The organism is Streptomyces sp. NPDC002742 (assembly GCF_042888885.1).
Lineage (GTDB): Bacteria > Actinomycetota > Actinomycetes > Streptomycetales > Streptomycetaceae > Streptomyces.
Genome location: NZ_JBIAQF010000028.1, coordinates 111,040 through 128,435, shown reverse-complemented (window position 1 = coordinate 128,435; position 17,396 = coordinate 111,040). Strand labels below are relative to the sequence as shown.

Here is a 17,396-nt window from a genome sequence, read left to right as displayed (position 1 = left end):
CGCTCAATCGACCGGCCCGTCTACGACACCCAGATGGCCGACCAACTCGACACCGCCATCGAACAGAACGGCAAAGGCGACCTCGCCGCACTCCTGACCGGCAACGACACCTGGACCGTGGAGAACACCCATGACGTACGTCATCGCACAGCCCTGCGTTGACCTGAAGGACAAGGCCTGCGTCGACGAATGCCCCGTCGACTGCATCTACGAAGGCCCCCGCAAGATGTACATCAACCCGGACGAATGCGTGGACTGCGGCGCATGCGAACCTGTCTGCCCCGTCGAGGCCATCTTCTTCGAGGACGACACCCCACAGGAGTGGACGGACTTCCGCAGGGCCGACACCGAGTTCTTCGCCGAGCTGGGCTCGCCGGGCGGCGCGTCCGCTCTCGGCCCCGTCGACGTCGACCATCCCGTGGTCGCCGCCGCGCCCGTACCCACGGTGTGACACCTCTTGCCACTCGCAGACCCGAGATGTCCTCGGCGACCGAGCCCGTAGGCCATCGGATGCCGACCGCGTCACGTCAGGGCTTGCGGTGTCCGTTCGGACACCGCAAGCCCTGACGTGACGCCCGTCGTCGTGAACCTAGACGTCCAGGTCCACGACGACGGGCGCGTGGTCCGAGGCGCCCTTGCCCTTGCGCTCCTCGCGGTCGACGTACGCGTCCTTGACCGCCGTCGAGAACGCTTCGTTGCCGTAGACGAGGTCGATGCGCATGCCGCGGTTCTTCGGGAAGCACAGCTGGCGGTAGTCCCAGTACGTGAACGGGTGCTCGTACTTGAGGGGGCGCGGGACCACGTCCGTCAGGCCCTCCTCGCGCAGGGCGGCCAGTGCGGCGCGCTCGGCCGGCGTGACATGGGTCAGGCCCTCGAACGCGGCCACGTCGTAGACGTCGTCGTCCGTCGGCGCCACGTTGTAGTCGCCCAGCACCGCGAACGGCCGGCCGCCCGCCGCGTCGCCCGCCACCGCTGCTCTCAGGGCCTCGAACCACTGGAGCTTGTAGGCGTAGTGGGCGTGGTCCACCTCGCGGCCGTTCGGCACGTACACCGACCAGACGCGGACCGGGCCGCAGGTCGCGGAGACCGCCCGGGGTTCCTCCGCGCCCTCGTACCCGGGGTCGCCGGGCAGGCCCTTTACCACGTCCTCCAGGCCGACTCGGGAGATCACCGCGACGCCGTTCCACCGTCCCGTGGCGTGCACGGCCGACTCGTAGCCCAGCTCGCGCAGCGGTTCGATCGGGAACTGTTCGGCGGCGACCTTGGCCTCCTGGAGGCACAGCACGTCCGTGCCGCTGCTCTCCAGCCAGGCCAGCAGCCTCGGGAGACGGGCGGTGACCGAGTTCACGTTCCAGGTGGCGATGCGCATGCCTCACAACCTACCGGGCGGGTACGACAACGGGTCCGCCGAAGACACCTGGTCCGCCCCTTCGCCGCCTGACCGGCCCCGGGCGAGCCGTTCGATCACGGGGACCCGGCGGGAGCGGCACGGGTTCACGCGCGGGCGGCTCAGATCTCCGCCGACGCTCCCGGTGTGAGCCGCAGGTGCTCGGCGCCGCCGAGAGAGCCGATCTGATGGTCGTAGATCGGCCGGGCGAGGTCGGTGAGCAGGGCGTCGTGGATGTCGTACGCGCGTTGCGGCTTGACCTCACGGACGTACTCGATGACCTCGGAGATCTTGTTCCACGGGGCCATGACCGGGAGCAGCAGCGTCTCGACCGGCTGGTCGGGGACGGTGAGGGCGTCACCGGGGTGGAAGACGCGGCCGCCGTCGACGAGGTAGCCGACATTGGTGATGCGCGGGATGTCCGGATGGATCACCGCGTGCAGCTCGCCGTGCGCCTGGACGTCGAAACCGGCGGCGGTGAACGTGTCACCGTGGCCGACCGTGTGCACCCGGCCGGGGAAGGCGGCGGAGATCTGCTCCGCCACCGACCGCAGCGTCCAGATCTCCGCCGCCGGGTTGGCCTCCATGCCGGCCCGAAGGCGGTCCTCGTTGAAGTGGTCGAGGTGCTCGTGCGTGACCAGGATCGCGTCCGCTCCGACAGCCGCGTCCTCCTCCGTGAAGGTCCCCGGGTCGATGACGAGCACACGCCCGTCCTTCTCGAGCCGAATGCAGGCATGCGACTTCTTCGTGAGCTTCATGGGTCCATCCTCCCCCTTCCCGGCGCCGGGGAGGGCTGTCAAGGGGGTGCTCCCACTACCAGGCTCAAGATCACTCCTGGGGTGTGGTCTCCTCCCGGATGACCTGCTGCGCCACCTTGAAGGCGCTGTTGGCGGCCGGAACACCGCAGTACACGGCCGTCTGGAGCAGCACCTCCTTGATCTCCACCGGGGTGAGACCGTTGCGCAGCGCGGCACGGGTGTGGACGGCGAGGTCGTCGAGGTGGCCGCCCGCGACCAGGGCGGTCAGCGTGACACAGCTGCGCGAGCGCCGGTCGAGTCCGGGCCGGTCCCAGATCTCGCCCCACGCGTACCGGGTGATGAACTCCTGGAAGTCCCCGGAGAACTCGTCCGCCGAGGCCAGCGCCCGGTCGACGTGCGCGTCCCCCAGCACCTCGCGGCGCACCTTGACGCCGACCTCGTAGGAATCCGCCCGCCCCATGCTCTCGGCCGGTACCGGTGCGGGGGCGATCTCGGCGAAAGGCACGACCGGCGGCGGGGCGGCCTGCACGGGGTAGGCCGGCGCGGCCTGGATCGCCATCTGGCCGGTGGACGAGTCGAAGGCGGGCTGCCAGGCGCTGGAGAAGTGCCGTACCAGCAGCTCCGTGACGGCGCCGGGCTGCTCCACGGGAACCAGGTGAGAGGCGCCGGGAACGACCGCGAGGCGGGCGTCCGGTATTCCGGCGACCAGGTCGCGCGCCTCGGCGGGCCCGGTGACCTGGTCGTCGGAGCCGGCCAGGACGAGGGTGGGCACACCCACCATGCCCAGTTCGGACCGCACGTCGAAGGCGGCGAGGGCCTCGCAGGCCGCGATGTAACAGCCGGGGTCGGTGGTGCGCACCATCTGCACGGCCCACTCGGTGATCGCGGGCTGGGCCGCGGCGAAGCCGCCCGTGAACCAGCGGTCGGGGGAGGTACGGGCGATCGGGTCCAGGCCGTTCGACCTCACGATCACTCCGCGCTGCCGGAACTCGTCGGCCGTACCGAAGCGGGGCGAGGCGGCGATCAGCGCGAGGGAGGCGACCCGCTCCGGACAGCGCAGCGCCAGCTCGATCCCGAGGGCCCCGCCGAACGCGCAGCCCGCGTACCCGAACCGCTGGATGCCGAGCCGGTCGAGCGTGGCGAGCAGCCGCCCGGCGAGTTCGGCCACCGATCCGGCCGGGTAGGCGGGGGCGCCGCCGTGTCCCGGCAGGTCAAAGCGGAAGACCCGCCAGCTCTTCGCGAGCTCGGGGACCTGCCTGTCCCACATGTGCCATGTGGTGCCGAGCGAGGGTCCGAGTATGAGGACCGGGGCGTCTTCCGGGCCGTCGATGCGGTACTGAAGGGCAGGGGTCTTCGTCTCACTCACCGCCCCACGCTAGCTTCCGACCCCGTGCGGGCGGAAATGGGGCCCATTCGTCCACGTCGCCCACACGGGGTCGCCACACGCGTTCACACCGTGATCGGGCCGCTCGCGGCAGATCCGCCGGACCGACGCGGACCGGCCCGGGGCACCTGCCCGGAACCTGCTCGGACCGGCCGCGGCCCGACCCCGACCCTGGCCCGGGAGCCGGTCCGCGTCAGAACTCGCCCGGCGCGCCGAGACCCGTCAGGGCGCCGACCGGATCGAGGTCCGGCGTACCGCGGGGCCACCAGTCGTCATGGCCCGGCTCGGACTCGTAGGCGTACCACAAGCCGTTGCGGCCGAGGCGGAGCTGGGCGTGGCCGCGCGGGTGGGTGAGGTGGTTGCGCCAGGGGCGGAAGGCCGGGAAGTCGGCGGCCATCAGCAACGGCCGGGCCCGGTCGAACCGGCCCGCCGGGGGGTCCCAGGCTTCTTCGAGCACGCTGAGCGCCTCGAACCCGCCCTGCCGCCAGGCCGCGACCGCCCGTGCCAGATCGGCTGGTGTACGACCGGTCGCGGAGGCGAGCGAGGCATAGAGGGCGCGAGTGCCGGCCGTGAGACCCGATCCGGGGCGGGCCGCGGCGATGCGCACCGCGTCCTGCCAGAGCGTCAGTTCCGCTACGGGATCACGGCCCGAGGTGAGTACCGCGTGCGCGCGGGCGGCCGCGTCCGTGGCCAACTGGTCCAGCGCGAACGGGTCGGGGCCGCCCGGCGCGGCCGGGTAGGTCGGCGGCTGCTCGGGATGCGCGGGCGGCGGCAGTGGAGCCGGGAGGGGTGGCAGCACACGTCGCGCGAGGGCGTCGCGGGCGCGTACGCCGGGCAGAGGTGCCGGTTCCCGCTCCTGGGCGGCGCGTGCCGCGCGGGCGGCGTTGCGCCGGGACAGCGCGTCGAGCAGCTCGCGCTCACCACGGCCGCGCAGCAGGAACAGGACGAACGGATCCTGGTCCAGCAGTCGTGCCATCTGGTAGCAGAGTGCGGCCGCGTGCTTGCAGGGGTGCCCGAAGTCGGGGCAGCTGCAGTGCGGTTCGAGTTCGCCGGGGCCGGGGAGCAGTTCGACCCCGCAGTCCGCGAGCGACCTGGGCATCTCCTTGTCGAGCAGCGCGGCGATGTGTCCGGGCCGCTCGGCGGCGGCTTCGAGGAAACGGTCCCAGTCGTCGTCGGACAGGGTCCGCACCCTGACCTGGACGCGGTACGGCCGCGGTCGGCTCCCGTGCACATACGCGAGCACCAGGCCCGGGGTGACGGTGATCGCGTCGACGTACCCCTGCCCGGCGTACGTCCGGCCGCGCGCCAGCCGCGCGGCGTCCAGGGCGCCTTCCTCCAGCGCCGTGACCCACGCGTTGCCCCACCAGGTCTCCGCGAACCCACCGGTCTCCCGAATCCGCGCCGGGAAGGCGGGGAAGGTACGGCGCGACTCGCTGTCCCGGCCGGGGGACGCCATGGATCGGGGGAGCCGCTCGGCGGGGACGGGAGTGACCGGTTCCCCGGTGGGGCCGGTCGGGCCGGTCGGGTTGAGGGCACTGGTCGGCGAGTGAGGAGCGCGGGACTCCGGGCGGAGAGTCCGGGAGGTGAAGGGCGCGAAGGCTTCAAGGGACTCGGTGAAGGCTTCGGCGGTGAAGGGCACGGGGTCGGGCGAGCCGGGGGCGAAAGGCTCGGTGTCCTCCGGCGCCTCCCTCTCGGACACACGGTGCGCGGGGGTCGCGGGGTCCGCGGGTCGGCCGTGGTCCCGGTCGCGCGTCGTCTCGCCGGTGTCGTCCGCCGGATGCGTCGGGTGTCCGGTGATGGCGGCCACGTCAGGGGGCAACTGGAAAGCACCCGCGAGCAGATCGCGCAGGTCCCGCTCCTGGGCTGCCCGATCAGTATCCACGGAGCGCGCGGGAGTCCGTCGCCGCCGGGAGCCGGCGGGTGACGTCCTTGCGGACCGGCCCCTCGGGCCGATTCCCTTGCGCTCAGCCCCTGTTGTCCGCCCTTCGCTGCTGTCGGCCCCCTCGGACCGAAGTCGCCTCGCTTCGTCCCGAGCGGCGCGCAACGCCTCGCGGGCGATGTCGCCGGGGCGGGCGCCGCCCGCGGTCTCCGCACCCGAACGGCCGGTCGTGGAGGGCTCCGTGGCCTCCGGACGTCCCTCACCGGCGGAGCGCTCACCTGAACCGGACTCGGTTGCGTCGTCGGATGCCGGAGGCCGCACCTCACCCGCCTCACGCCCACCGCTCGCGCCACGCACGCGACCACCGGCACCGGCACCGGCACCGGCACCAGCACCAGCACCAGCACCAGCACCAGTGTCCAGAGCCGCGCGAGGGCCCGCGTTCGTTTCCGCAGCGGCACCGGCGCCCGAACCCGCGTCCGCCCCTGGGCTCTCGCCGTCGCCGTCGCCGTCGCCGTCGCCGGCTCCCGCAGCCGCGGTCGCCCGTCGCAGGGCGTCGCGAGCCGCGTCACCCGGCCTCGCTCCCGGGGTGGACCGCGGGTGCGCCCCGGGCACCTGGGACGAGGGGCCCGTGCCCGCACTCGCGTGCTCGTCGGCCGCCGCGGCCTCCCGCGCGGCGCGCAGCGCCTGACGGGCCGCGTCCGCGGGGCGGTCTCCTGTCACCGGACGCGGCCGAACGGCGCCGTCGGCCGGTTCGCCGGCCGCGGTCTCCGGCACGCGCGGCTCCTCCCCCTCGGTCCCGGTCATGTCGTCCTCCGCAGCGACACGAGGTCCGACAGCTCGCGGTCGGTCAGCTCCGTCAGGGACGCCTCGCCGGAGCCGAGGATCGCGTCGGCGAGGGCCCGCTTCGCTTCGAGCATCTCGGCGATGCGGTCCTCCACCGTGCCCTCGGTGATCAGGCGGTGGACCTGGACCGGCTGGGTCTGGCCGATACGGTAGGCGCGGTCGGTGGCCTGCTCCTCGACCGCGGGGTTCCACCAGCGGTCGAAGTGGACGACATGGCCCGCGCGGGTGAGGTTCAGACCGGTGCCGGCTGCCTTGAGGGACAGCACCAGGACCGGGGTCGCCCCGCTCTGGAAGCGGTCCACCATGTGTTCGCGCTCGGCGACCGGTGTGCCGCCGTGCAGGAGCTCCACCGGGACGGCACGGGCGGTCAGGTGTGCCGTGATGAGGCGGGCCATTCCCACGTACTGCGTGAAGACCAGTGCCGAGCCGTCCTCGGCGAGCAGGGTGTCCAACAGCTCGTCGAGCAGGGCCAGTTTGCCGGAGCGGGCGGAGGTCCCCCGCGCGACGGCCGCCGCGTCCTCCTTCAGGAACAGGGCCGGGTGGTTGCAGATCTGTTTGAGGGAGGTCAGGAGCTTGAGGACCAGTCCCCGGCGGGCGATGCCGTCGGTGGTCTCGATCGCCAGCATGGATTCGCGGACCACCGCCTCGTAGAGAGAGGCCTGTTCACGGGTGAGCGGGACGGGGTGGTCCGTCTCCGTCTTGGGCGGCAGCTCGGGGACGATCCCGGGGTCGGACTTCTTGCGGCGGAGCAGGAACGGGCGGATCAGCCGGGCCAGTCGGGCCACGGCCTCCTCGTCCTCGCCGTTCTCCACGGCGCGCGCGTGCCGGGCGCGGAAGGACTTGAGGGGGCCGAGCAGCCCGGGGGTCGTCCAGTCCAGCAGGGCCCACAGTTCGGAGAGGTTGTTCTCCACGGGTGTGCCGGTGAGCGCGACGCGCGCGGGGGCCGGGATGGTCCGCAGGGCCTTCGCCGTCGCGGAGTACGGGTTCTTGACGTGCTGCGCCTCGTCGGCGACGACCATGCCCCAGCGCTGGTCGGCGAGGTGGGCGGCGGCCGACCGCATCGTGCCGTAGGTGGTGAGGACGAAGCCGCCGTCGAGACCGTCGAGGGTGCGGTCGGGGCCGTGGAACCGGCGCACGGGGACACCGGGCGCGAAACGGGTGATCTCCCGCTGCCAGTTGCCGAGGAGCGACGCGGGGCAGATCACCAGGGTCGGTTCGCTGCGGGCCCGTCGCAGGTGGAGCGCGATGAGCGTGATGGTCTTGCCGAGCCCCATGTCGTCGGCGAGGCAGCCGCCGAGGCCCAGGGAGGTCATGAGGTCCAGCCAGGCGAGGCCGCGGAGCTGGTAGTCCCGCAGCCGGGCGTCCAGGCCGGGCGGCGGCTCGACGGGGGTCACGCCCGCCGTGAGGCGGTCGCGCAGTGTGGCGAGGGCGCCGACCGGCACCGCCTCGACGGTCTCGCCGTCGACCTCGGCGCTTCCGGTGAGCGCGACGGACAGGGCGTCCACCGGGTCGAGCAGACCCAGTTCGCGCTTGCGGGCCTTGCGGACGAGGGCCGGGTCGACCAGCACCCACTGGTCGCGCAACCGGACGACCGGCCGGTGGGCCTCGGCCAGCGCGTCCATCTCCGACTCGCTGAGCGGGTCTCCGCCGAGAGCCAACTGCCAGCGGAACTGGAGGAGTTCCTCGCTCTCGAAGAATCCGGTCCCGTCGGTCGCCGATCCTGGCGCGGGGCGCACCACCGCGGCGGCGCTCAGGTCGTGCGCCAGATCCCGGGGCCAGTGCACGGCGACACCGGCCGCGCCGAGCCGGGTGGCCACGACCCCGAGCAGATCGGACAGCTCCTCCTCGGAGAGGGCGAGCACATCGGGCACGTCCTGTTCGGACAGGCGGTCGAGGGGTGGCCAGACCCGGGCGGCGCGACGGACGGCGAGGGCCGCGTCGACGCGGGCGCGGGGTCCGAACACCGTGTCGGCGTCCCCCGCCCACAGGGCGGCCGCGTCGACGACGATGGTGGGGTCGGCGAGGCTGTGCACCTGGACGACGGCGGCGCCCGCGCGGCGCGCCCCCTCGCCGTCGTCGAAGAGCTGGTGGGCGGACAGGTCCAGGCGCAGGGAGATCCGTACACCCGCGTCCATGCCTGCGGCGACCTCGGCGGCCCAGTCGTGGGCTCCGGTCATCCGCTGCGGCTCACGCGCCGCGAAGGGTTTGCCGGACGTGTACGGCGCGGCCGGGGTGCGGGGCAGGGTGTCGGCGACCGCGTCCAGGAAGGACCTCATCAGCGCTTCCGGATCGGGCAGCCGGATCGGTCCCGCGCCGGGCAGCGGTACGGCGTGCCCTTCGAACGGAAGGGACGCCGCGACCGACCTCAGGTGGGCGATGTCGTCCTGGTCCAGCGGGCCGGCGCGCCAGGAGTCGAAGCCGTCGGGCGTGAGCCCCGGCAGCAGCCGTCCGCGGGCCACGAGGCGCAGCGCGTGGAGCGCGGCCGCGCCCCAGCAGGCGGTGGCGGGGTGCGCCGCGGGGTTCCGCCGGGCCCCGGCCAGCAGCGGCAGGGCTTCGGCGACGGACAGGGTCAGTGCGGGGACGGTGCCTCTGCGGACTCCCGAGCCGTGCGGCCGTACGACCGTCAGCTCGGTGTGCTCGCGCGCGGACACTCCCCCGCGGGATGCGGCCGACGACGTGCTCCCGGGGTGCTCCCCCGTCGGCGCGGTCTCCCCGTGGGCTCGGCCGGGCAGGGGTTCGCCCTCCGGGTCCCAGAACGCGATCCGTCCCTCGCGGGGCAGCGGCGCGGGCAGGAACACGGCGGCGAGCCGCACGGAGGGCGGCTGGTCCGGGAGCGGCTGCGCGGAGAGCTCCCGCGCCCGGGGATCCGCCGCGGACGCGGGGCGTACCCCTGCCGGGGGCCACCCCGCGGAAGGCACCCGCGCGGTCACCGCATTTGCCCCGTCCCGCATACGCCCGGTCACCTCCCGCCCCTCGGTCGAATCAGTTGTCTTCGACTCTACGGGCGGGGTCCGACAATCGGCTCCCACGGCCGCGCGGGGCGGACACGGGCACGGTGGGCCGGGCTACGGGATCGTGCGCGAGACGACGTACACCATCGGGTGGCCGGGCACGGACCCGTTCACGAGGATGTCCTGGGTGGGCGCCGGGTCCTTCTGCTTGTGGACGAGCCCCCACTGCGGTCCGGGGCGCGTGAAGTCCCAGCCGACGACCTTCTGGTTGCGGTCGCTGATGGTGATGTGGTCCCTCTTCAGGGCGGCGCGGGTGGTGCCCACGCCCTTGAGGAACTCGTCGAGGCCTGCCTGGGTGGTGCCGAACTGGAGGTACAGCCGGCTGGTCTTCCAGTTGTTCGTCTCGTAGTACGCGACGTCCGTGGAATCACCGGGGATGGGCACCTGGTAGAGACGGCGCTGTACACGCGAGGGCCAGCCGGAGGTGAGGCCGGTCGCCGAGTACTTCGCCTCCTTGTCCTTGCCGCTGTTGCGGCTCTGGTCGGCGGAGATCACCAGGTAGCCGGCCGGTACGCCGATGAGCAGCACGATGATCAGCAGGGTCAGGGCCCGGCGGCGGAACTTGTGGCGCGGGTCCTCCGGCGGCCGCTGCGGCTCGTCCGGGGACGACGACGCCTGACGAGGGAGCGAGGCCGTCACCGCGACTCCTGCTGCGTCGTGCGACGGGACTCGGCGTAGCGCTCGTACCGCTCGTAGCGCTCCACGCGGCGACGCTTGGCGCGCCGGAAACGGCGGGCGACGAGACGCGCGAGGTCGGCGGCGCCGACCATGCCGGCCTCGGGTCCGAGCTGGGCGCGCGCGATCCGCGCCTCGGGACGGTAGCCGCGGCCCGTGAGCTGCCGGCGGAAGGCGTCGCGGGCGGGGCCGATCAGCAGGTCGTCGGCCGCGCTGACGCCGCCGCCGATGACGAAGCAGGAGGGGTCCAGGGCGGCGGCCAGATTGGCGATGCCGACGCCGAGCCACTGACCGATGTCCTGGAGGAGTTCGACGCACATGGCGTCGCCCCCGCGGGCCAGCTCGGTGATCATCGGGCCGGTGATGTCGGCGATGTTGCCCTTGACGTGCTCGATGATCCCGTACGCCACCGGGGAGTCGGCCGCGGCGAGTTCGCGGGCCTCGCGGACCAGCGCGTTTCCTGAGCTGTACTGCTCCCAGCAGCCGCGGTTGCCGCACGGGCAGCGGTGGCCCCCGGGCACGACCTGCATGTGGCCGAACTCGCCGGCGACACCGAACTTGCCTCGCTTGACCTGGCCGTCCTCCAGGATCGCGCCGCCGATGCCGGTGCCGAGGGTGATCATCACGAGGTGGTCCTCGCCGCGCCCGGCGCCGAAGCGCCACTCGGCCCAGGCGGCGGCGTTGGCGTCGTTGTCCACCAGGACGGGCACCGCGAGCCGCCCGGCGAGACGGTCGCGCAGCGGCTCGTTGCGCCAGGACAGGTGGGGAGCGAACAGGATGCGGTTGCGCTCGGCGTCGACCCAGCCGGCCGCGCCGATGCCGACGGCGTGCACGTCGTGCCGGTCGGAGAGGTCCAGCACCAGTTCGACGATGGTGTCCTCGACGACCTTGGGGCTCTTGGACTTGTCCGGCGTCTCGGCGCGGACCTTCTCCAGGATGTTGCCGTCGGCGTCGACGACGCCCGCCATCACCTTCGTGCCACCGATGTCGATGCCGACGGTGGGGACGCGGGGTGCCGTCAGATGGGAACGGCGCTCGCGTGTCCCCACGGTCCGCAGGACGGTGGCCCGCGCGGAGCCGATGGGGGTGCCCCCTGCTCGAGCGGAGCCGAGAGCTCGGGGCAGCGCGAGGTCGCGGTAGGTGCTCATCGCGACGATTCTGCCCTACGCCGCGCCGGGGCCGCACCGTGGAAGCGCCGGTACGCATGTGACCCGTGCGCCCTCTGTGATCGGTCCCGGCCTGCCCGCGGAGCCGTACGGGTCAGGACCCCGCGCCCCTGACACGGCACGGTTCCCGAGTTCGTGCCGCGGGTCGTCCGGCTCGCTTCCGCCCGCCGTCCGGCGCGTCGGCTCGTCCGGGGTGATCCCGTCCCGGGTGTGGCGGCCCGACCTGCTGCGGCGCTTCAGCTGGACGAGACGATCACCTCACCAGGTGGCCGTGATGCGGATCGTGGGTGATGAAGACAACACCCGGTCCGGCATCCCATGCGGCGGTCACATAGGCCACCTATAGGCCACCTCTTTGAGGACCACACCGGACTGCTTGACGCCCGGCGCGGCGGTGGCGTCGAGAACCAGGACCGGATCAGGGCCGCACGAGGAGCTGGAACTCGAAGGAGTAGCGCGAGGCGCGGTAGATGTGGGAGCCGAACTCGACGGCGCGGCCGGTGTCGTCGAAGGTGGTGCGCTGCATGGTGAGCACGGGAGCCCCGGCCGGCTCGTCGAGCCGCTCGCCCTCGTCCGCGCTGGCCGCGCGGGCGCCGACGGACTGGCGGGCGCTGTGGAGGGTGATGCCGGCGCCGCGCATCATCCGGTACAGGCCGGTGGCCTCCATCCGGTCGCTGTCGAGCTCCAGCAGCTTGGGGGGCAGGAAGTTGCAGAGGTACGCCATCGGCTCACCGTGCGCGAGACGCAGCCGCTCGACCCGGTGGACCTCGCTGCCCTCGGCCACCCCCAGGGCGGCCGCGATCTCGGTGGACGCCGGTTCGACGGTGTTGAGGACCACCTGGGTCGCGGGGCGCTGGCCCGCCGACTCCAGGTCGTCAAAGAGGCTGCTGAGTTCCAGGGGGCGCTTGACCTGGCTGTGCACGACCTGGGTGCCGACACCTCGGCGCCGCACGAGCAGTCCTTTGTCGACAAGGGACTGGATGGCCTGGCGGACCGTGGGACGGGACAGGCCGAGCCGCGCGGCGAGCTCGATCTCGTTGCCGAGCAGGCTGCCCGGGGTCAGCGCTCCGTGCTCGATTGCGGCCTCGAGTTGCTGCGACAGCTGGAAGTAGAGCGGGACCGGGCTGCTGCGGTCGACGCTGAGCTGGAGCGACACGGTGGGATCCACATCTGGTTTGGCCACGGCTCGAGCGTAGCTCCGGGAGATGTTGACGGGAAGTTGTGAAGTTCGATTGTCCGGACAAACCATTGACAGCGTGATGGCTCGGCCATCAGTTTGTTCCCATGCGCATCGGACTCATCGGAGCGGGACGTATTGGAACATTTCATGCGGCCACTCTCAGCCGTCACCGTGAGGTCGGCGGCTCTCTCATCGTCACGGACGCGGACCCCGCACGGGCTCAGCGGCTGGCGGACCGGCTGGGCGCCACGGCGGCGCCCGGCGTGAACGAGATCTTCACCTGGGGCGTGGACGCGGTGGTCATCACCGCCGCCACTTCGGCGCACGCCGAACTGATCGGTCGGGCAGCACGCTCCGGACTCCCGGTCTTCTGCGAGAAGCCCATAGCCCTCGATCTGGCGGGGACGCTGTCCGCGCTCGCCGAGGTCGACGCCGCCGGAACGGTTCTTCAGATGGGCTTCCAGCGTCGCTTCGACGTGGGCTACACGGCCGCCCGCGAGGCGGTGCGCTCGGGCCGGCTCGGCCGGCTGCACACCGTGCGCGCGATGACATCGGACCAGGCGCCGCCCCCGGCCGGCTACCTCCCGCTCTCCGGCGGGCTCTACCGCGACTGTCTGATCCACGACTTCGACATGCTGCGCTGGGTCAGCGGCCGCGAGGTCGTCCAGGTGTACGCGACCGGCTCCGACGCGGGTCCCGCGATGTTCCGCGAGGCTGGGGACATCGACACCGGCGCGGCCGTCCTCACCTTCGACGACGGCATGCTCGCGACGGCGACCGCCACCCGGGTCAACGGGGCGGGCTACGACGTCCGCATGGAGCTCTCCGGCGAACTGGACCAGATCGCCGTCGGCCTGGACGACCGCACGCCGATCGCCTCGACGGAATCGGCCGGCCCGCCGCCCGCGGACAAGCCGTGGACGGGCTTCCTGGAACGGTTCGGCCCCGCGTACGAGGCGGAGCTCGCCGCCTTCGTCGAGGTGGTCCGCGGCGAGCGCGCCAACCCCTGCGACGGCCGTGAGGCACTGGAAGCGCTGCGCATCGCGGAGGCCTGCGAGCTGTCCCGGCGCGAGCGCCGCCCGGTCTCACCGGCGGAGATCCCGGGCGGCCGGCACTGACCCGTGGCGCGCCCGGCGCCCTGACACCGGGCCCCGGCCGTGCCGCCCCTCGTCCGAGGAGCCGCACGGCCGGGGTCTGCGTGCCGACACCGTGCGGCCGGTCGCAGTGCTTGCGCGTCAGGCGGCGCGGCCGGACCAGGTTCGGCTCCGCGGGGATCTCCGCCGTACGCGCCACGGTCGGCGCTCCTCACGCGGCCACCCGCTCACCAGCGCACCGGCATACGGCGCACGCCCCGCATCAGCATCCCGGGCAGCCAGCCGCTCGGCGGTCCGTCGAGCGCCAGGTCCGGGCACCGCTCCAGCAGCGAGCGCAGAGCCACTTGGGCTTCGAGCCAGGATCGATCACGACATCCCCTCCCGTCACCGATCAAACGCGCGAGGGCCCCGACAGCGTGAGGCGGTGCGCGAGCACGTCGTGCATCTCGCGCGCGATCGCCTCGCGGGCCAGCCGCTGCGCCTGCTCGGCCCGCAGCGCCGCCTCGGTCTCGGCCCGTCGTGCGCGGTCCCGCAGACTCAGCATGAGCTGGCGCTTGGACCGTACGAACATGCCCCAGCCGACCACGGCGGACGTGAGCAGCGCGGTGACGGCGAGGGCGGCCAGGTACGGCAGGTCGGGGTCGGGCCGCAGCCAGAAGAACGCCGGGAGCAGCACGAGCTGGACGTCGGCGACACAGGCCACGTAGCGGAAGGGCCGGTGCACGGCGAGGGTGAAGAGTGCGACCAGACCCGCACCGCCCGCCGTGTTCGAGACCAGCCCGACCGGGATCATGGCGACGGCGAGCCCCAGCGGCCACCGTCGCCGCAGCCAGACCGCCGCGCAGGCGAGCGCGCCGATCAACTGGTCGGCGACGGCGAGGCCGCGCGGGATGTTCGGGTCGTCGTTCACGGTGTTCGCGGCCGCGATTCCGATGGCGACGGCCAGCAGGAAGCAGCCGAAGTCGACGACCCAGTCGCGCACGGTGCGCCGCGGCCGGCCGGAGGGCCCCGCGCGCTCGGCGTCGGGGTCGAGTTCCGCGGCCACGGCCGACGGCAGCAGCCAGCGTCGGCCGGGCAGGGCCGGCGCTGGAACGTCACGCGGCACAGGTGCCGGACTGTCACCACTCACGGTCGACAAATCTACGCAGCCGACCCCGTCGGCACCTCCCCGCGAGCCCTGTCGGCGACCAAAGTCGGGCGGCTTCAGACTTTCGTGCGGGCGAGGGCGCGACACCCCGCGACTTCGGGCGGACATGCCTCGCCCCGCGGCCGATGCGCTCGGGGGGTCCGCGGGGCGAGGGTCGTCCCATGAAGCGGCTGCTGGCGGTGCTCGGTCTTGCCGCCCTCGTTCAGGGCGTCCTGGGTCTGGTCCAGGAGATCACCGGCCGACCGCACGGGTGGGGACTCGTGCGGCGGCTCGGTTTCCTCGCCGGTCACGAGATCTACGCGAGCGCCACGCTTCTCGTACTGGCGGTCGCGCTCTTCGCGGCGGCGGGGAGCCGGAGGTCCGGGTGAACACGGACCGGCCCTCTGGCTGCCCCGGCCACCGGCCGATCGCGACCGGTCGTGAACGATCACGACCGATCATGGCGGGCCGTGGCGGATCACCACGCCCACAACGGATCGCAGCACACCACGGCGGACCACTGCGGAGCCGTTGATCACTCGCGGATCAGCAACCGAAGTTGATCAGATTGAACGTGACGTAGTGGTCCGAGGTGTAGTAGTCCTCCAGGGTCTTCTTGCCGGTCACGATGCGACGGGCACCGCGCGTCGAGGAACCGGGCGTGACGACCGTGTACTCGTGGTAGTACCCGGTGGACTGGGAGGGCAGGACACCCTCCCGGTTCTGGAAGACCGCCCCGTCCTGCGAGTACGGGAAGGGACCTCCCGAGTCGATCAGGTCCAGCGTGTGGTACGCCTGGGACGGCAGCGCGCTGTAGCAGATGCTGCCGACGGCGGTCGCCGCCGCGTTGGCCGGAGCCACGGCGGTGCCGCCGACGAGCAGGGCGGACATGAGGGCCACGAGGGCGCCGATGCGGGTGGTTCGTGGGGGGAATCTCATGGACTTAGAATGACGCGCGTAGACTATGACATGTCAATGTCAAGGCAGCTGATTTCTCCCGCCGGGTCCGATGAATTTTCCTGGAGTTAACTTGTCGCGCGGCGCCCTCACGCGCCCCTCACAAGCCCCGCGACACCGCCCACCGGGCCCTTCGCCCGAGACGATCACCGCCGAGTGCGATCCGGGCCGGAATGGCCCACGGCGGCTCGGTGCCGGGCGACACGCGACGAACCCCCGGGTGCCGCGCGACACCCGACGGACACCGGACTACGGCCCCCGGACGAGCGATCGCCTAGTAGCTGCCGTACGTGGGGCGGCCTTCGCGCTCGTACGTGTGGATGGTGACGCCCGCGCCGGTGGTCGTGCCTCCGGTGTGCCGGAACGCGGTGGGGACTGCACCCTCGGCGAAGAGGCGGCGACCCGCGCCGAGCACGACGGGGAAGGTCATCAGGTGCAGGGTGTCGATCAGGCCGAGCGCGAACAGGGACTGGGCCAGCGTGGCGCTGCCGTGCACCTGGAGCTCACCCTCGGTGCGCTCCTTGAGGGCGGTGACCTCCTTGCCGAGGTCGCCGGTGATCACGGTCGTGCCCTGCCAGCCGGGCTCGGTGAGCGTCGAGGAGGGGACGTACTTGGGCAGCGCGTTCAGCTTGGTGGCGATCAGGTTGTCCGGGTCGGTGATCTTCGGCCAGTAGCCCGCGAAGATCTCGTACGTGCGCCTGCCGAGCAGAAAGGCGTCGACGCGGGAGAAACCGTCGGTGACGAAGCGCCCGAAGTCCTCGTCACCGTAGGGGACGCTCCAGCCGCCGTGATCGAAGCCGCCGCTCCGGTCCTCCTCCGGACCGCCCTGCGCCTGGTGGACTCCGTCGAGAGTGACGAAGGCGGTAAGGGTGAGCTTGCCCATGGCGGTGCCTGCTTCCTTGCGGTGGGGTCTGCTGTCATGAGGACAGACCCCACCGGTGCCCGCAACTCATCGGTCCGGTGACAGAGCCGCCCGGCATCCGTTCCACGGTCCCGTGACAGAGCCGCCCGTGCGGCGGGTTCTCGACCGGCTCACCTCACGCCGGTCGAGAGCCCGCCCTCGCGCCGGCGGATGAGTCACCGCCGCTTCGACTGCCGCCTGTTCACCCCTCGTTGGTCGAGAAGAGTCCGCCCGTCGGGCCCTGCTTGTCGCCGCCCTGGGCCTTTCTCAGGGCGTTGGCGAGACTCTCGATGGTGAGGGACTGAAGGATCACCCGTCCGTTGCCCTCCAGGGTGGCCAGCGACAGGCCCTCGCCGCCGAAGACCGCGTTCATCAGCCCCTGCCGGTTGAGGCCTCCGATGCGCTGGACGCCGTAGTGAATGCCCTCCTCGAAGGCGACGACACAGCCCGTGTCGACCTCGATGCGGCCGCCGAAGTCCGCCGGGTTCAGATCGATGAAGTTGCCCGCGCCCGCGATGATCACCGTGCCGTGCCCGGTGAACTTCTCCAGGACGAATCCCTCGCCGCCGCTGCGCCCGGTCCGGCCGCCCTGGAAGGCGATACCGAACTGCACGGTCGACTCCGCCGCGACGAAGGCGTCCTTCTCGGCGAACCACGCGCGCGTGCCGTCGAGCTCCAGGGCACGCATCTCACCGGGCAGCACACCCGCGAAACCGACGGTGCCCTCGCCGCCCGTCGACGTGAAGTACTGGAACGCCAGCGACTCGCCCGCGAGAGCGCGCTGGCCGGCCTGCATCGCGGTGCCCACGGCCTGGCGCAGCATGCCGCCCATGCCGCCGCCACCGCCCTGCCGGCCGCCGTCGGCGCCGCCCGACGGCCCGGAGAGCCGCGTCTCCATGGTCACGTTGGTCGTCTTGAACAGGAACTTTCCCGCCTCGCAGTACACGGTCTGGCCGAGGCCCAGGCTGACCACCGCCATCTGCATGGCGTTGCCGACGATTTCTTGCTGAAGAGTCACGCCGAAAGAACGAG

Annotated in this window: 14 protein-coding genes and 3 pseudogenes; 3 read left to right on the top strand and 14 right to left on the bottom strand. The window is 72.4% G+C overall.

Annotated features, from left to right (window positions below; all coding sequences use genetic code 11):
- Positions 1–130: 130 nt before the first annotated feature.
- A complete protein-coding gene (gene fdxA / locus ACFYW8_RS36335) occupies positions 131–451 on the top strand; it encodes a ferredoxin (protein ID WP_365868318.1) in 321 nt (106 codons plus the stop codon).
- A gap of 138 nt (positions 452–589) precedes the next feature.
- Here fdxA and ACFYW8_RS36330 read toward each other — a convergent pair whose 3' ends face one another.
- The 9 genes and pseudogenes from ACFYW8_RS36330 to ACFYW8_RS36290 form a co-directional block, all read right to left on the bottom strand.
- Positions 590–1,369, bottom strand: coding sequence for an exodeoxyribonuclease III (locus ACFYW8_RS36330; RefSeq protein WP_365868320.1), 780 nt, complete (start codon positions 1,367–1,369; stop codon positions 590–592).
- 140 nt (positions 1,370–1,509) lie between these two features.
- Positions 1,510–2,145 (bottom strand): MBL fold metallo-hydrolase, encoded by a 636-nt coding sequence (locus ACFYW8_RS36325; RefSeq protein ID WP_365868323.1) that lies wholly within the window; start codon positions 2,143–2,145, stop codon positions 1,510–1,512.
- A 70-nt stretch (positions 2,146–2,215) separates the two neighbouring features.
- On the bottom strand, positions 2,216–3,511 hold the full coding sequence (pcaC, locus tag ACFYW8_RS36320; protein WP_389088721.1) for a 4-carboxymuconolactone decarboxylase: 1,296 nt from the start codon (positions 3,509–3,511) through the stop codon (positions 2,216–2,218).
- A gap of 211 nt (positions 3,512–3,722) precedes the next feature.
- Positions 3,723–5,765: an SWIM zinc finger family protein gene (locus ACFYW8_RS36315; protein WP_389088767.1), complete on the bottom strand. Its 2,043-nt coding sequence runs from the start codon at positions 5,763–5,765 to the stop codon at positions 3,723–3,725.
- 446 nt (positions 5,766–6,211) lie between these two features.
- Entirely contained in the window at positions 6,212–9,217 is a 3,006-nt protein-coding gene (locus tag ACFYW8_RS36310; RefSeq protein ID WP_389088717.1) for an SNF2-related protein, read from the bottom strand.
- Positions 9,218–9,319: 102 nt separating this feature from the next.
- The gene (locus tag ACFYW8_RS36305) at positions 9,320–9,904 is read right to left on the bottom strand and encodes a sugar kinase (RefSeq protein ID WP_389088714.1); all 585 of its coding nucleotides are present in this window, start codon (positions 9,902–9,904) and stop codon (positions 9,320–9,322) included.
- On the bottom strand, positions 9,901–11,088 hold the full coding sequence (locus ACFYW8_RS36300) for an ROK family glucokinase (protein ID WP_365868331.1): 1,188 nt from the start codon (positions 11,086–11,088) through the stop codon (positions 9,901–9,903). Before ACFYW8_RS36300 ends, ACFYW8_RS36305 begins: the two co-directional genes overlap by 4 nt.
- 15 nt (positions 11,089–11,103) lie before the next feature.
- Positions 11,104–11,520 (bottom strand): annotated as a pseudogene (locus tag ACFYW8_RS36295) (hypothetical protein); the annotation flags it as partial.
- A 4-nt stretch (positions 11,521–11,524) separates the two neighbouring features.
- Positions 11,525–12,262, bottom strand: a complete 738-nt coding sequence (locus ACFYW8_RS36290; RefSeq protein WP_365869121.1) for a GntR family transcriptional regulator — start codon at positions 12,260–12,262, stop codon at positions 11,525–11,527.
- Between the two features lie 128 nt (positions 12,263–12,390).
- Between ACFYW8_RS36290 and ACFYW8_RS36285 the strand changes: the two genes are divergently transcribed.
- On the top strand, positions 12,391–13,404 hold the full coding sequence (locus ACFYW8_RS36285; RefSeq protein ID WP_389088706.1) for a Gfo/Idh/MocA family oxidoreductase: 1,014 nt from the start codon (positions 12,391–12,393) through the stop codon (positions 13,402–13,404).
- Between the two features lie 203 nt (positions 13,405–13,607).
- Here ACFYW8_RS36285 and ACFYW8_RS36280 read toward each other — a convergent pair.
- Together ACFYW8_RS36280 and ACFYW8_RS36275 are read right to left on the bottom strand one after the other, a co-directional pair.
- Positions 13,608–13,736: pseudogene (locus tag ACFYW8_RS36280) on the bottom strand (cytochrome P450); the annotation flags it as partial.
- 56 nt (positions 13,737–13,792) lie between these two features.
- Positions 13,793–14,518 (bottom strand): annotated as a pseudogene (locus ACFYW8_RS36275) (sensor histidine kinase); the annotation flags it as partial.
- A gap of 170 nt (positions 14,519–14,688) precedes the next feature.
- Here ACFYW8_RS36275 and ACFYW8_RS36270 point away from each other — a divergent pair.
- Positions 14,689–14,895 (top strand): hypothetical protein, encoded by a 207-nt coding sequence (locus ACFYW8_RS36270; RefSeq protein ID WP_389088702.1) that lies wholly within the window; start codon positions 14,689–14,691, stop codon positions 14,893–14,895.
- Between the two features lie 157 nt (positions 14,896–15,052).
- Here the strand turns inward: ACFYW8_RS36270 and ACFYW8_RS36265 are convergent, their stop codons facing one another.
- From ACFYW8_RS36265 to ACFYW8_RS36255, 3 genes are all read right to left on the bottom strand, one after another.
- A complete protein-coding gene (locus tag ACFYW8_RS36265; protein WP_389088697.1) occupies positions 15,053–15,445 on the bottom strand; it encodes a ribonuclease domain-containing protein in 393 nt (130 codons plus the stop codon).
- A gap of 292 nt (positions 15,446–15,737) precedes the next feature.
- Positions 15,738–16,346 (bottom strand): dihydrofolate reductase family protein, encoded by a 609-nt coding sequence (locus ACFYW8_RS36260; protein ID WP_389088693.1) that lies wholly within the window; start codon positions 16,344–16,346, stop codon positions 15,738–15,740.
- Between the two features lie 220 nt (positions 16,347–16,566).
- The gene (locus ACFYW8_RS36255; protein WP_389088688.1) at positions 16,567–17,382 is read right to left on the bottom strand and encodes an AIM24 family protein; all 816 of its coding nucleotides are present in this window, start codon (positions 17,380–17,382) and stop codon (positions 16,567–16,569) included.
- Positions 17,383–17,396 lie beyond the last annotated feature (14 nt).